General features: G+C 64.8%; 11 protein-coding genes. 6 read left to right on the forward strand and 5 right to left on the reverse strand.

Annotated elements, in window-relative coordinates:
• Positions 1-1,705: acyl-CoA synthetase (locus FJ471_RS31725; protein WP_246684883.1), on the reverse strand; the 1,705-nt coding region annotated here is incomplete at its 3' end.
• Positions 1,706-1,909: 204 nt separating this feature from the next.
• Between FJ471_RS31725 and FJ471_RS31730 the strand changes: the two genes are divergently transcribed.
• The 3 genes from FJ471_RS31730 (at position 1,910) to FJ471_RS31740 (ending at position 6,305) form a co-directional block, all read left to right on the forward strand.
• On the forward strand, positions 1,910-2,875 hold the full coding sequence (locus tag FJ471_RS31730; RefSeq protein ID WP_140809409.1) for a sugar-binding transcriptional regulator: 966 nt from the start codon (positions 1,910-1,912) through the stop codon (positions 2,873-2,875).
• Between the two features lie 87 nt (positions 2,876-2,962).
• Positions 2,963-5,017 (forward strand): bifunctional aldolase/short-chain dehydrogenase, encoded by a 2,055-nt coding sequence (locus FJ471_RS31735; protein ID WP_140809411.1) that lies wholly within the window; start codon positions 2,963-2,965, stop codon positions 5,015-5,017.
• Between the two features lie 223 nt (positions 5,018-5,240).
• A complete protein-coding gene (locus FJ471_RS31740) occupies positions 5,241-6,305 on the forward strand; it encodes a D-alanine--D-alanine ligase family protein (protein ID WP_140809413.1) in 1,065 nt (354 codons plus the stop codon).
• Positions 6,306-6,318: 13 nt separating this feature from the next.
• On the opposite strand, the gene FJ471_RS31745 is transcribed toward FJ471_RS31740, so the two are convergent.
• A complete protein-coding gene (locus FJ471_RS31745; protein ID WP_140809415.1) occupies positions 6,319-7,824 on the reverse strand; it encodes a winged helix-turn-helix domain-containing protein in 1,506 nt (501 codons plus the stop codon).
• Between the two features lie 134 nt (positions 7,825-7,958).
• On the opposite strand from FJ471_RS31745, the gene FJ471_RS31750 reads away from it, so the two are divergent.
• Positions 7,959-8,198 carry a DUF1127 domain-containing protein gene (locus FJ471_RS31750; protein WP_140809417.1) on the forward strand — a complete coding sequence of 80 codons (240 nt, stop codon included), beginning with the start codon at positions 7,959-7,961 and terminating at the stop codon, positions 8,196-8,198.
• Positions 8,199-8,268: 70 nt separating this feature from the next.
• Here the strand turns inward: FJ471_RS31750 and FJ471_RS31755 are convergent, their stop codons facing one another.
• The 3 genes from FJ471_RS31755 to FJ471_RS31770 all read right to left on the reverse strand — a co-directional run bounded on the left by FJ471_RS31755 (position 8,269) and on the right by FJ471_RS31770 (position 12,039).
• Positions 8,269-9,321 carry a substrate-binding domain-containing protein gene (locus FJ471_RS31755; protein WP_140705080.1) on the reverse strand — a complete coding sequence of 351 codons (1,053 nt, stop codon included), beginning with the start codon at positions 9,319-9,321 and terminating at the stop codon, positions 8,269-8,271.
• A 39-nt stretch (positions 9,322-9,360) separates the two neighbouring features.
• The gene (locus FJ471_RS31760) at positions 9,361-10,356 is read right to left on the reverse strand and encodes an ABC transporter permease (protein WP_140809419.1); all 996 of its coding nucleotides are present in this window, start codon (positions 10,354-10,356) and stop codon (positions 9,361-9,363) included.
• 171 nt (positions 10,357-10,527) lie between these two features.
• The gene (locus FJ471_RS31770) at positions 10,528-12,039 is read right to left on the reverse strand and encodes a sugar ABC transporter ATP-binding protein (protein ID WP_140809421.1); all 1,512 of its coding nucleotides are present in this window, start codon (positions 12,037-12,039) and stop codon (positions 10,528-10,530) included.
• A gap of 137 nt (positions 12,040-12,176) precedes the next feature.
• On the opposite strand from FJ471_RS31770, the gene mtnK reads away from it, so the two are divergent.
• Both mtnK and mtnA read left to right on the forward strand, forming a co-directional pair.
• A complete protein-coding gene (gene mtnK / locus FJ471_RS31775; protein WP_140809424.1) occupies positions 12,177-13,445 on the forward strand; it encodes an S-methyl-5-thioribose kinase in 1,269 nt (422 codons plus the stop codon).
• Entirely contained in the window at positions 13,442-14,536 is a 1,095-nt protein-coding gene (gene mtnA / locus FJ471_RS31780) for an S-methyl-5-thioribose-1-phosphate isomerase (RefSeq protein ID WP_140809426.1), read from the forward strand. Before mtnK ends, mtnA begins: the two co-directional genes overlap by 4 nt.
• Positions 14,537-14,599: the final 63 nt, after the last annotated feature.

Consider the following 14,599-nt stretch of genomic DNA (forward strand, 5'->3'; position numbering starts at 1 on the left):
GACAGAGGGGGTGCGAAGGATCGCGGCGCTTGAGAATATTCTCTTTCTCGTCACCCGTTTGAGGCTCACACCCCTTCGCCATTTCCCTCAACCTGAACTTCTGGATCTTCCCCGTCGAGGTCTTCGGGATTTCCGCAAACACCACCGCCTTCGGCACCTTGAAGCGCGCGAGCAGCCCTCGGCAATGCTCGATGATCTCGGCCTCGGTGGCGCTCTTGCCGGGCTTCAGCTCGACATAGGCGACCGGCACCTCGCCCCATTTCTCGTCGGCGCGGGCACCCACGCCGCAGGAGGCGACCGAAGGATGCTTGTAGAGCGCGTCCTCGACCTCGATGGAGGAGATGTTCTCGCCGCCCGATATGATGATGTCCTTGGAGCGGTCCTTGAGCTGGATGTAGCCATCGGGATGCATGACGCCGAGATCGCCGGAATGGAACCAGCCGCCGGCGAAGGCTTCGTCGGTGGCCTTCCTGTTCTTCAGATAGCCCTTCATGACGATGTTGCCGCGGAACATGACCTCGCCGATAGTCTCGCCATCGGCGGGCGTCTCGACCATCGTCTGAGGGTCCATCACCGCGAGGCCCTCGAGCGAGGCATAGCGCACGCCCTGGCGCGCCTTCTTCGCCGTCCTCGGTCCCTTCTCCAGCGCGTCCCACTCATTGTGCCATTCGTTGACGACGGCCGGGCCGTAGGTCTCGGTCAGACCGTAGAGATGGGTGACGGCGAAGCCGGCGTCGGCCATGCCGGAAAGCACCGCTTCCGGCGGCGGGGCGGCCGCGGTGTTGAAGGTGACGGTCTGCGGGAACGCACGTTTGTCTTCGTCCCTGGCGTTGATCAGCACCGACATGACGATCGGCGCGCCGCAAAGATGGGTGACGCCATGGTCGGCGATCGCGTCATATATCGGCTTTGCCCGCACCCAGCGCAGGCAGACATGGGTGCCGGCCTGCACGGCGAGCGTCCAGGGGAAGCACCAGCCATTGCAATGGAACATCGGCAGCGTCCAGAGATAGACCGCGTGCTTGGCCATGCCGGCATGGATGGTGTTGGTGTAGGCCATCAGCGCCGCGCCGCGATGGTGGTAGACAACGCCCTTCGGATTGCCCGTCGTGCCGGAAGTGTAGTTGAGCGAGATGGCGTCCCACTCGTCATCGGGCATCGACCACGCGAAATCCTCGTCGCCGCCGGCCATGAACTCGTCATAATCCGCCGAGCCGATGCGCTCGCCCTTCGGATAGGGCGCGTCGGCGGCGTAGTCCGGATCGTCATAGTCGATGACCAATGGCTTCACCTTGGCCAATGCCAGCGCCTCCCTCACGACGCCCGAGAATTCGCGGTCGACGATCAGCACCTTCGTATCGGCATGGTCGAGCTGGAAGGCAATGACGGCGGCGTCGAGCCGGGTGTTGAGCGAATGCAGCACCGCCTTGGTCATCGGCACACCGAAATGCGCCTCCAGCATCGGCGGCGTGTTCGACAGCATCACCGTCACCGTGTCGCCCTTGCCGATGCCCCGCTTCGACAGAGCGGAGGCGAGCTTCAGGGAGCGGCGCCAGAAATCGCGGTAGGTGATGCGCTGGTTGCCATGGATGATGGCGACATGGTCGGGATAGGTCTTGGCCGCCCGCTCGAGATAGGTAAGCGGCGTCAGCGACTGGTGATTGGCGGCGTTCCTGTCGAGATCCTGTTCGTAGGGATTGGCCATCCCGTTCTCCCCGATGTTCTTTTCGAGCTTTCTAACCTTAGGCCCGCCGTCACGCTATCCCCCTCCCGTGGCTGAAAATGCTATGCTGCGCCGGCTTGGTGGAATGACGATCCGGATTGAGCCGCGCCGCGAGGCGATCAAGGCTCCGGCATGCAAATTTGACTTTTGTCGAGAGCCGTGACTAATGTCAGCCGAGGAGGCGGCATGGCGATCAGACCGGCAGAACAGCTCATCCACAAGGCCGCCTGGCTTTATTATGCGCATGGCCTTCGCCAGGACGAGGTGGCGAGCCAGCTCAACATTTCCCGCGCCTCGGTCGCCATGTATCTGCGCAAGGCGCGCGAGACGGGCATCGTCAACATCTCCACCTCGACGCAGCTTTTCACCGACGATGTCATGGCGCGCAGGCTGGAAGACGCCTTCGATCTCGGCGCCGTCTGGATCGCGCCGGAGAACGCCTATCTCGCCGATCCCTCGACCGACATCGCGGTGCTGGCAGCGAGCGTCTTTCTCGAACTGGTGAAGAAAGGCGACCGTATCGGCGTCGCCTGGGGCCGCACCGTCTACACCATCGCCGACATCATGTCCTATGCCGACCTGCAGGACGTCACCGTAGTGCAGCTCTGCGGCAATCTCGGCGCGCCCTATTCCTACCGGCCCGACCAGTGCACGATGGAGATCGCGCGGCGGCTGAACGCCAAGGGCCTCAATTTCTACGCACCGCTGGTGCTGTCGACGGAAGACCTGGCGCAAGGCCTGCGCGCCGAGCCGGTGATCCGCGACCAGCTTGCCGGCATCGCCGACTGCGATCTCGCGCTCTACTCCGTCGGCGCGGTCGACGCCGACAGCCATCTGGTGAAATGCGGCGCGCTGTCGGCGGGCGAGATGGAAGCGCTGCGCAGCCAAGGTGCCGCCGGCGTCATCGCCGGGCAGATCATCGATGCCAAGGGCGAGGTGCTCGACTGCAGCTACAACCGGCGCGTCATCTCCGCAGAGCTTGCCTCGCTGCGCGCGATCGAGAAGCGGCTGATGGTCGTGCAGGAAGACACCAAGTTCGAGCCGCTGCTTGCGGCCATCGCCGGTGGGCTCTGCACGCATCTGGTGGTCGGCGCGCATATGGCCGAGCGCCTGCTCCAACACGCCGGCGCGGCAAGCAAAAAGGCCTCGTAGCAAAACATCCTCGCCGCTTCTGTCATCAAGGCGTCGCGGCTTCCTGTTCATGAGCTAGCAAAAGAAGACGGAATCGGACGGAACGACATGAAGAACCTTTGGAATGACGCCGACGCGGAAAAGATGGTTGCCGACTATGCCAAGAATGGCGTCGGCCGCGACCTTGCGCTGCGCGTCTACACAACCCGCCTGCTCGGCGGCGAGCCGCGGCTGGTGCTGCATGGCGGCGGCAACACATCCTGCAAGACCAAGGCCACCGATCTGGTCGGCGACGAATGGGACGTGCTCTGCGTCAAGGGCAGCGGCTGGGACATGGCCGTCATCGAGCCGCAAGGCCTGCCGGCGGTGAAGATGGGAGCGCTGCTCAAGGCGCGCGGACTGGATACGCTCGCCGACGAGGACATGGTGGCGCTGCAGCGCTCGAACCTCATCGACCCCGCCTCCCCCAACCCGTCGGTGGAAACGCTGCTGCACGCCTTCCTGCCGCACCGTTTCGTCGACCACACGCATTCCACCGCGATCCTCGCCATCGTCGACCAGGAAGACAGCAAGCCGCTGATCGAGACCGTGTTCGGCGACAAGATGGGTTACGTGCCCTACATCAAGCCGGGCTTCGACCTCGCCAAGGTGGCGGCCGAAGTCTTCGACGCCGACCGACAAGTCGAAGGCCTGATCCTCGACAAGCACGGCATCTTCACCTTCGGCGACGATGCCAAGCAGGCCTATGACCGCATGATCCACTATGTGAACATGGCCGAAGACTATGTCGCCAAAAACGGCAAGCCGCAGGCCGCCAAGGCGGCGCTGCCGGCAAAGCTCGCCAAGCCCGGCGACATCGCGCCGACCCTGCGCGGCGCGGTCGCCGTGGCGCGCGGCGAAGGCCGCTTCGACCGCATGATCAGCGACTTCCGCACCTCGGACGCGATCGTCGATTTCATCAATTCCGCCAAGATCGCCGACTATGCCGGCCGCGGCGTGTCGACGCCCGATCTGTCGATCCGCATTAAGACCGGACCGATGGCGGTGCCGGCGCCCGACGCCGACAAGCTCGGCGACTACAAGGGCGTGGTCCGCAGCCATGTCGAGGCCTTCGTCAAGGACTACACCGCCTATTTCGAGACCAATGACGCGCTGGACGACGTCAAGCGGACCATGCTCGATCCGATGCCGCGCCTGACGCTGGTGCCGGGGCTCGGCATGTTCGGCCATGGCCGAACGCTGAAGGACGCGAAGATCGCGTCGGATGTCGGCGAGATGTGGATCGAGGCGGTGCGCGGCGCCGAAGCCGTCGGCAATTTCCATCCGCTCTCCAAGGCCGACCTCTTCCCGCTCGAATACTGGTCGCTGGAACAGGCCAAGCTCGCCTCCAACAAGCCGAAGCCGCTGACCGGCCAGGTGGTGCTGATCACCGGCGGCGCCGGCGCCATCGGTGCCGCGACGGCAAAACTGTTCGCCGCCAACGGCGCGCATGCGGTAATCGTCGATCTCGATCCGGCCAAGGCGGCGGACGCGGCGAAGGCCGCCGGCAACAACTCGATCGGCGTCGGCGCCGACATCACCAACCCCGCGGAAATGCGCGCCGCCTTCGACAAGGCGGTCGCCGTCTATGGCGGCGTCGATATCCTGGTCTCGAATGCTGGCGCTGCCTGGGAAGGCCGCATCGGCGAGCTGGACGACGCCGCGCTGCGCAAGAGCTTCGAGCTCAATTTCTTCGCCCACCAGTCGGCGGCGCAGAACGCGGTGCGCATCATGCTGGAACAGGGCACCGGCGGCGTGCTCCTCTTCAACACCTCGAAGCAGGCGATCAATCCCGGCCCGAAATTCGGCGCCTATGGCATCCCGAAGGCGGCGACGCTGTTCCTGTCGCGCCAGTACGCCTTGGACTATGGCGCCCATGGCATCCGCTCCAATGCGGTGAACGCCGACCGCATCCGCTCCGGCCTGCTGACCGACGCGATGATCGCCAGCCGCTCGGGCGCGCGTGGCGTGTCGGAGAAGGAATACATGTCCGGCAATCTGCTCGGGCAGGAAGTGACGGCCGACGACGTCGCGCAGGCCTTCCTGCACCAGGCGCTGGCCGAACGCACCACGGCGGACGTGACCACGGTCGACGGCGGCAACATCGCTGCGGCGCTGCGCTGACGACCTGAGACACGACCCTGAGGCGGTTCATCGTTTCGCGAAACGACGAGCCGCTCTTCGTCTTGACACGGTTCCGGACGGAAGCCTTTCGCGCTTCTGCTGAAAAACTGCTTCAACCGGTCAAAGTCCCACTCCAATCCTTCGGTTACTACTCCGACCGCTGAAGGGGGATGTCTGGTGTTTCGCGTACGAACTCCAACCCCGATCATTGGTGGAGTTGTCGATGCCCGCAGAAAAACTTCGTATCGGTGTGCTGTTCGGCGGTCGATCCGCCGAGCACGAGGTGTCGCTGCTTTCGGCGGCCAATGTCATGGCCGCGCTCGATCCGGCGAAATACGACGCCGTTCCGATCTTCGTCACCCGCGAAGGGCAATGGCTGCTGAGCCGCTTCGAAGACGGCGCGTTGGCGACGCCGTCGGTCGGCACGCAGCTCTGCCTGGTGCCGGCCGGGCATGGGCGGATGCTGGCGATCCCCGCCAGCGGCACGCCCTACGACCTTCCCGCCCTCGATATCCTGTTTCCGGTGCTGCACGGACTGCATGGCGAGGACGGCGCGGTGCAGGGCCTGGCCGAGGTGACGCGCGTGCCGCTCGCCGGCTGCGGCATACTGGGCTCCGCCACAGCGCTCGACAAGGACATCGCCAAGCGGCTGCTGAAGGCGGCAGGGGTGCCTGTCGCGCGCTCGGTGACGATCGATGAGGGTGCGGCGCCTTCGCTTGCCGAACTAGAAGAGCAACTCGGCCTGCCGCTGTTCGTCAAGCCGGCGCGGCAAGGCTCGTCGGTCGGTGTGGCAAAGGTCAATGGCAGCCAGGAATTCGATCGCGCGCTGTCGGAAGCGTTCCAGCACGACAGCAAGCTCCTGGCGGAGGAATTCGTTCGCGGCCGCGAGATCGAGTACAGCGTGCTGGAGAGCCCCACGGGCGAGCTCTTCGTCTCGCGTCCAGGCGAGATCGTGCCCGCGGAAAGCCATGGCTTCTACAATTATAGCGCCAAGTATATCGACGAGAATGGCGCAGCCCTGATCGTGCCGGCGGACCTGCCGCCGGAGGTCGAGGACGCCATGCGCGACATGGCGGCAAGGGCGTTCCGGGCGCTTGGCTGCGACGGCATGGCCCGCGTCGATTTCTTCCTATTGCCGGACATGAGTTTCCTGATCAACGAGCTCAACACCATTCCCGGCTTTACCAACATCAGCATGTACGCCAAGGCGATGGCGGCCAGCGGCGTCAGCTACCCGGAGGTCATCGATCGTCTGGTGGCGCATGGGCTGGCGCGCGCTGGCAGCTGAGGTACCGCCGGCCTCACCCCGGCAGGCCCGCCTTGCGGAAGCCGTCGACGAAATGCGTGAGTGTCGCATCATCGCGGAACGGCTCCGTGTCGACCCAGCGCTGCGTGGAGAAATGCGGATTGCCGACGAGGAACAGCGCGACCTCGGCGCGCGCCTCGTCGAGGCGGCCGAGCTGAGCAAGGGCTGCCGCCAGGAACCGTCGTGAGCTGGTGCGATAGGTTTCATCGCGGCGCAGCGTCTCGACGGCGGCTTCGTAGTCGCCGGCCACATACTGCGCCTGGCCGAGCGTCAGATAATACCAGCTCGGCGGAAACGGGTTCAGCCGGAACGCCTTGCGGATGTGTTCGAGGCTCAAGTCTACCTGCCCGGCCAGCACCTCGATGTCGGACAACGTCGCCCAGATGTCGGCCTCGTTCGGGTCGAGCTCGATCGCCTTGGCGAACTCCGCCTCGGACTGCTTGAAATCGCGTTCATAAGCAAGAAGGTTCGCCAGTACCCAGCGGCAACCGGCATCGTTGGGGTCGATCGCCACGGCCTTGCGCGCCAGCTCCAGAGAGATGCCGCGGGCGGGCTTGAACGGCTCGCCCCAATGCACCCAGCCCATCCAGTGGTTCATCGCAAGCCAGCGATGGGCTTCGGCGTAGTCGGGATCGAGCGAAATTGCGCGTGTCAGCATCAAATGCGCTTCGCGCGCCATCTGCGGCGACTCGTCGAACATTTTGCGCGCCCGCACGACGAGATCATAGGCTTCGAGGTTCTTCGGCCGGTTGCGCTGAGGCATCGCGCGCAGCCGCCCGAGCAACGCTTCCACGATCTTGGCTGTCGCCTCGTCCTGAACGGCGAAGATATCTTCGAGGCCGCGATCGAAACGCTCCGCCCAGAGATGCTCGCCGCTCAGCGCATCGACCAGCTGCGCGTTGATGCGCACACGCCCGGCGGCGCGCCTGGCGCTGCCCTCCAAAAGATAGCGCACGCCGAGCTCGCCGGCGATGGCGCGGACATCCATCGCCTTGCCCTTGTAGGCAAAGACCGAGTTGCGGGCGATGACGAAGAGGCCGGGTATCCGGGAGAGATCGGTGATCAGGTCTTCGGTCAGGCCGTCGGCAAAGGAGTCCTGTTCGGGATCGTTGCTGAGATTGACGAAGGGCAGCACGGCGATCGACGGCTTGTCGGGCAGCGGCAAGGGCTTGCGCGTGGCGTCGGGTTGTTTGACGGTACCGGTGAAGCGATAGCCGACGCGCGGCACCGTCGCGATCCACTCACCGCCACCGGTTGCTGGACCGAGCAGCTTCCTGAGCTGCGCGATCTGGACGGTGAGGTTGCCTTCCTCGACCGCGGTGCCCGGCCAGGCGGCGTCCATCAGTTCGGCCTTGGCAAGGATTTCGCCCGGACGCGCAACGAGCGCTTCCAGCAGCTTCAGCCCGCGATGACCGGCGGCAACGGGAACATCGCCCCGAAGCAGCGTTCCCGCGCCAGGATCAAGCACGAACGGTCCAAAGGCAAAGCGCGATCCCTGCATGCGGCGATCTATAGCCGATTTGGAAGTTTTGAGAACTATTTGGGAGGGCTTAATTACGCCGCCGGCCGCCTGCGGCACACTGCAATCTCAATCAGATCACGGGTTTTCAAACCCTCTGCTGCATGGAGGTTGCCATGAACGATATTCTTGCGCCTAGCGCACCTTTGGCGGCGTGCCCGGCTGAGATCAAGGGCCGCCGGCGCTACAACCTCGCGACCCTGCGCAACCTCATCGCCGAGCGTCGCAAGCAGGCGTATTTCCGCTTCGAGCTCAAACGCATGGCGACGGGCAATCCGCACCTGATCGACGACATCGGCCTGACGAGAAAAGAGGTCGAGGCGGAGATCGCGAAGCTGCCCTTCTGGCAGCGATGAGGCCGCAACGTCCCTTGGAAAGACAGAGAGCGGCCCATTGGACCGCTCTCTTCATTTGCGACCTTGAACCTTACTTGGCGTTCGGGTTCGGCATCCAGGCCGGCATCGCGACATCGGCATGGGCGAACTGCGGCAGCTTGGCCGACAGGTCTTCCATGTTCTTGATGTCCTTGTCGATCAGCTCCTTCTGGGTGATAAGCGTCGGCGGCACGATGACGTTGTGGCCGGGATCCTCGCCGGCAAGCAGTTGCGCCAGCGCGCGCACCGAGACCTGGCCGACGACGGCCGGGTTGGTGGCGGCGGTGGCAGCCCAGGCGCTGTCGGGCTCACGCATCGCGGCGATATCCGAGGTCGAGATGTCGGCCGAGTAGATCTTGATGCCCTTGTTCAGGCCGGCCTCGTCGACAGCGATCTTCACGCCCTTGGCGAACTCGTCATAGGGCGCGAACATCACCTTGATGTCGGGATGCGCCTGCAGCACCGAGCGCGCCTGGTTGGCGACCGAATTGGCGATCGGGTTGTCGAGTGTGCCGAACTGCGCGACCTCGCTGATGCCCGAATATTTCTTCTTCACGTCCACCCAGGTCTCGTTGCGGCGGTCGAGCGGGGCGATGCCGGCGACGTAGACATAGCCGGCCTTCCAGCTCTCGCCATTGTCCTTGACCGCCTGCTCGAGCGCGAGCTTGGCGAGATCCTTGTCCGACTGCTCGATCTGCGGGATCTTCGGGTTTTCGACATTGACGTCGAAGGCGACGACCTTGATGCCGGCGTCGACCGCGCGCTGGGCGGCGTCCTTCATCGATTCCGTCAGGCCGTGCTGGATGATGATGCCCTGCACGCCGAGCGCGATGGCCTGGTCGACCATGTCGGCCTGGAGCGCCGCATCCTGGCGGCTGTCCAGCACGCGCAGGTCGACGCCGAGCGCCTTTGCCTGCGCCTCGACGCCCGAGAGATAGGCCTGGAAGAAGTCACCGGTCGACAGATACCGCACCAGCGCGATCTTGACGCCGGGCTTGTCGAACGGCGCCGGCTTGTCCGCCGCCAATGCCGTGCCCTGCATCAGCAGCGCCGCGCCGGCGAGGCCGAGTGCCGCCTTCCCCAAAAGTCTTCTTGTGATGCTCACTTCGTTTTCCTCCGTTTTGTCTCAATGCCCCGGTCGAAACTATCTCTTGCCCCTGCCGGAAAGGGCGAAGGTGAAGACAAGGGCGACGACAAGCACCGCGCCCTTGACGAAATCCTGCGTGTAGTAAGGGGCGTTCATCATCGTCAGGCCTTGCAGCAGGACGCCGACGAACACCGCGCCGACGGCCGTGCCGAAGGCGTTCGGCTTGGCGGCGCCGAGCACCGCGTAGCCGATGAGCGCTGCGGCGACAGCGTCGAGCAACAGATTATTACCCGAGGCGATGTCGCCGCGTCCAAGCCGGGCGGCGAGCAAAATCCCGCCGATCGAGGCAAAAACTCCCGAAATGACATAGGCCCAGATTTTGTATGCCTTGACAGGCGCGCCGGCGAGTTCCGCGGCGCGTTCATTGCTGCCGACGGCATACATCATGCGGCCGAAGCGGGTGTATTCGAGGAAGAACCAGATCAGCACCGCGAGCACGACCAGCACCACCACCGAGACCGGGATCAGGTTCGGGATGAAGAAGTCGATGCGGTGGCGGCCGAGCGCCAGGAAGGCTTCCGAGAACTTGCCGTTGGCGACCGAGCCGTCGGGCATGGTCATGCCGGTGGCGATCGAGCGGCCTTCGGTCGGGATGCGCTGCAGGCCAAGCAGCAGGAACATCATGCCGAGCGTGGCCAGCAGGTCGGGCACGCGCATATAGACGATCAGCCAGCCATTGATCAGGCCGACGATGACGCCGATGACCAAGCAGGCGATGACGGCGACGATCGCATTCTGCTCCAGCACCACCATGGCGTAGGACGCCGCCATCATGGCGCTGGTGGCGACCGAGCCGATCGAGAGATCGAAACCGCCGACGACCAGCGTCGCGGTGACGCCGAGCGCCAGCACGCCGGTGATAGCCACCGACTGGAAGATGAAGACGGCGCTTTGCGGCGACGCGAAACCGTCGGCGGCGATCGCGAAATAGGCGATCAGCCCGACCAGCAAGACAATGAAGCCGTAGCGGATGGCGTAGTCGCGCAGCATCACTCAGCGCCCTGCCGCGCGGCATTCAAACTCAAACGCATTCCCAGTTCACTCCCTGCAATTCTTAAGCGCGTCGCACCGAAACGGATTCGCGCGACGCGCTTTAAGTCTTCGTTTTGATGCATGTCGTTTTCCCAAAACCGCTGCGCACTTTTGGGCGACATGCATTAGACCTCACGCCGCGCTATGAAGTGGCCCGCCGGCCACTTCCGCCAGCAGCCGGTCGAGGTCGATGTCGGCGTTGCGGTGCTCGCCGACGATCGTGTGTTCCGACATCACCAGGATGCGGTCGGCGGTCTCCAGCGCCTCGTCGATCTCGGTGACGAAGATCAGCGTCGCGCGACCGTCGGCGCTGGCCCTCAGCTTGGCGGCGATGTCGCGGCGCGCCGAAATGTCGACGCCCTGGAACGGCTCGTCGAGGATGAACAGCCGCGAAGCCTGCGCCATCCAGCGCGCTACCATCACCTTCTGCTGATTGCCGCCGGACAGCGCCGATAATTCGTCCTTCTCGGAGCGGCAGACGATGCCGAGCTCGTCGATCTGGCGGCGCGCGACGGCGCGCTCGGCGCGCTTCTTCATGACGCCGAGGCCCGACATGCGCTTGAGGAAAGGCAGGCTGATGTTGCGCTCGATGTTGAAGCCGCCAACGATGCCGCTTGCGGCGCGGTCCTTGGCGACCAGGAAGACGCCGGTTGCGATCGCCTCGCGCGCCGAGCCCGGCGCGTAGGGCTTGCCGTCCATATGCATGGTGCCGGCGAGCGGCCGGCGCACACCGAACAGCGTCTCGGCCAACGCCGTCTTGCCGACGCCGACCAGACCGGTGATCGCCACCACCTCGCCAGCGCCGAGCGTCATCGAGATCGGTTTCGCGCCATGCGCGATCCGCAGGCCTTCTGCCGTGAAGACAGCACGCGCCGAGCTTCTGGCAACGACCCGGTCGAGGTGGATCTTGCGGCCGAGCATGGCGTTGACGGCACCTTCATAGTCGAGCGGCTTCTGGTCGAAGACGCCCGAGACGACGCCGTCGCGCATCGACACGATGCGGTCGGCGAGCCGCCTTATGTCCGACATGCGGTGCGAGATATAGAGGATGGCGACGCCCTGCCCGCGCAACCGGTCGATCAGCGAAAACAGCCGGTCAGCCTCGGCGCTCGACAGCGAGGAGGTCGGCTCGTCGAGGATAAGGACCTTGGGCTGATGCGCCATGGCCCGCGCGATGGCCACCATCTGCCGATCCGCCAACGATAGATCGCTGACGCGCGCCTTGAGGTCGATGGCGAGCCCCATGCGATCGGCGACGGCCCTGGCTTCGGCGCGGACATTGGCAGGCCTGAACAGCAACGACGCGCCCTTGCCGCTCAGCCGGTCGAGCGTCAGATTGGTGGCGACATCGAGATCGGCGACCACACCGTCATTGATGTTCTGATGCACGGTGACGACGCCGGCGCGGATGGCTTCGGCGGGGGTCTGCGGATCGAAGGCCCTGCCGGCGAGCCGCATCGTGCCGGCACCGCGTTCGTAGACGCCGCTGACGATCTTGACCAGGGTGGATTTGCCGGCGCCGTTGGCGCCCATCAGCACAGTCACCTCGCCCGCAAAGAGGTCGAGCGAGATGCCGCCAAGCACCTCGTTCTGGCCGAAGGATTTCTTCAGGCCCTCCACATGGAACACGGCATCTGCGCCCATCCGTTCCTCCCGGATCGTGACGCTATGGGCTCATTCGGCAATTGTCAACACGATTGACATTTGCCAGAGCGCTTCCTAGCTTGGCCCCGCCGCCGTGGCTCCGCTATCGTCGGAAACCACGCGCAGGAGGGGAGAGCATGACCGGGAAGTTCGAAGCATTGTCGGTGGAAACGCTGCCGAAGCGCCTTGGCGGGACCGCGGCGCTGACCGGGCACATCGGCAAGGACGCCAGCCGCTGGAAGGTACAGGAGGTCGGCGACGGCAATCTCAACCTCGTCTTCATTGTCGAGGGCGACCAGGGTGCGGCGGTGGTCAAGCAGGCGCTGCCCTATGTGCGGCTGGTCGGCGACAGCTGGCCGCTGCCGCTGAAGCGCTCCTTCTTTGAATATCATGCGCTGACCAGGCAGGAGGCACGCGCGCCCGGCTCGGTGCCGTCGATCTACCATTTCGACGAGACCCAGGCGCTGATCGTCATGGAATATCTGGCGCCGCCGCACATCATCCTCAGACGCGCGCTGATCGACGGTCGCGAACTGCCGAACATCGCGCGCGACATCGGCCTGTTCATGGCCCGCACGCTGTTCCGCGGTTCCGATCTGTCGATGGTGGCAAAGGATCGCAAGGCCGATCTGGCGCTGTTCGCCGACAATGTCGAGCTCTGCGACATCACCGAGAATCTGGTGTTCTCCGACCCCTATTTCGACGCCAAGATGAACCGGCACACCTCGCCGCAACTCGACGGCCTGGTGGCGGAGCTGCGCGCCGACCGCGACCTCAAGGTCGAGGCGCAGCGGCTGAAACATCTGTTCGCCACCAATGCCGAGACGCTGCTGCATGGCGACCTGCATTCGGGCTCGATCATGGTGACGGACACCGAGACAAGGATGATCGATCCGGAATTCGCCTTCTACGGGCCGATCGCCTTCGACGTCGGCATGCTGCTCGCCAATTTCTGGATGGCCTTCTTCTCGCAGCGCGGCCATGAGCAGAAAGCCAGTCGGGACTCGATGCGCGCCTATCTGCTCGGCGTCACGGCCGAGACATGGGCTACCTTCCGCGCCGAGTTCGCGCATCTGTGGCGGACCGAGCGCACCGGTATGCTCTACCAGAAGAGCCTGTTCGAGGATCAGGGCGACCTGCTCGGCTCCGAACAGGCGCTCGACCACATGCTGCATTCCATCTGGACCGACCTGCTCGGCTTTGCCGGTATCGAGGTGCACCGGCGCATCCTCGGCCTCGCCCACAATGCCGATTTCGAGACCATTGCCGATCAAGACCTGCGCGCCACATGTGAGGCCAAGGCTTTGCGCTTCGGCCGCCACATCGCCGTCAATCGGCGCCAGATCCACGGCATCGACGAGGTCAACAATCTCGCCGCGCTGATCGAACAGGAGAAGAGCCTTTGAACGTCGGCGAACGCCACTACCGCACCATCTGGCTCAGCGACGACAGGCAGTCGGTCGAGATCATCGATCAGCGCTGGCTGCCGCACGAGTTCCGCGTCGAGACGATCGGAACGGTCGCCGGCATCGCCACCGCGATCCGCGACATGTGGGTGCGCGGCGCGCCGCTGATCGGCGTCACCGCCGCTTATGGCGTCGCCATCCAGATGAAGGACGATCCGTCGGACGAGGCGCTCGACGCGGTGTGGGAAACGCTCAGCAAGACGCGGCCGACGGCGATCAACCTGCGCTGGGCGCTGGACGAAATGCGGCGCTTCCTCAAGCCGCTAGCGCCCGAAGAGCGCGCTGAGGCCGCGTACCGGCGTGCCGCCGAGATCGCCGACGAGGATGTCGGCCTGAACCGCGCCATCGGTGAGAACGGGCTTGCCATCATCAAGGAAATCGCGGCGAAGAAGAAGCCGGGCGAGACGGTCAACATCCTGACCCATTGCAATGCCGGCTGGCTGGCGACGGTCGACTACGGCACCGCCACGGCGCCGATCTACCTGGCGACCGAGGCGGGTATTCCCGTCCATGTCTATGTCGACGAGACCAGGCCGCGCAACCAGGGCGCTCAACTGACCGCCTGGGAGATGGCCGGGCACGGCGTGCCGCACACGCTGATCGTCGACAATGCCGGCGGCCATCTGATGCAGCATGGCGACATCGACATGGTGATCGTCGGCACCGACCGCACCACCGCCAATGGCGACGTCTGCAACAAGATCGGCACCTATCTGAAAGCGCTCGCCGCCGCCGACAACGACGTGCCCTTCTATGTCGCGCTGCCCTCGCCTACCATCGACTGGACAGTTGCCGACGGGCTTGCCGAAATCCCGATCGAGGAGCGCTCCGGCGACGAGGTTTCGCTGGTGTGGGGCAAGACGGCGGACGGCAGAATAGCGCAGGTGCGGGTCTCGCCGGATGCCACGCCGGCGGCCAACCCGGCATTCGACGTGACACCGGCGCGGCTGGTGACCGGGCTGATCACCGAGCGCGGCGTGGCCAGGGCTTCGCGCGAGGGGCTGAAGGCAATGTTCCCGGAACGGGGTTAGCCCATCTCCCCCCTCGTGGGGGAGATGTCCGGCAGGAGAGGGGGGCGTGAAGGATCGCGGCCC

This window comes from Mesorhizobium sp. B2-7-1 (genome assembly GCF_006440735.1).
Classification (GTDB): domain Bacteria; phylum Pseudomonadota; class Alphaproteobacteria; order Rhizobiales; family Rhizobiaceae; genus Mesorhizobium.

What these genes read in the sequence shown, in the direction of transcription:
- FJ471_RS31730 (WP_140809409.1), top strand. Translation starts at nt 1,910, where the DNA reads ATGGCGATCAGACCGGCAGAACAGCTCATCCACAAGGCCGCCTGGCTT.
- FJ471_RS31735 (WP_140809411.1), top strand. Translation starts at nt 2,963, where the DNA reads ATGAAGAACCTTTGGAATGACGCCGACGCGGAAAAGATGGTTGCCGAC.
- FJ471_RS31740 (WP_140809413.1), top strand. Translation starts at nt 5,241, where the DNA reads ATGCCCGCAGAAAAACTTCGTATCGGTGTGCTGTTCGGCGGTCGATCC.
- FJ471_RS31745 (WP_140809415.1), bottom strand. Translation starts at nt 7,824, where the DNA reads ATGCAGGGATCGCGCTTTGCCTTTGGACCGTTCGTGCTTGATCCTGGC.
- FJ471_RS31750 (WP_140809417.1), top strand. Translation starts at nt 7,959, where the DNA reads ATGAACGATATTCTTGCGCCTAGCGCACCTTTGGCGGCGTGCCCGGCT.
- FJ471_RS31770 (WP_140809421.1), bottom strand. Translation starts at nt 12,039, where the DNA reads ATGGGCGCAGATGCCGTGTTCCATGTGGAGGGCCTGAAGAAATCCTTC.
- mtnK (WP_140809424.1), top strand. Translation starts at nt 12,177, where the DNA reads ATGACCGGGAAGTTCGAAGCATTGTCGGTGGAAACGCTGCCGAAGCGC.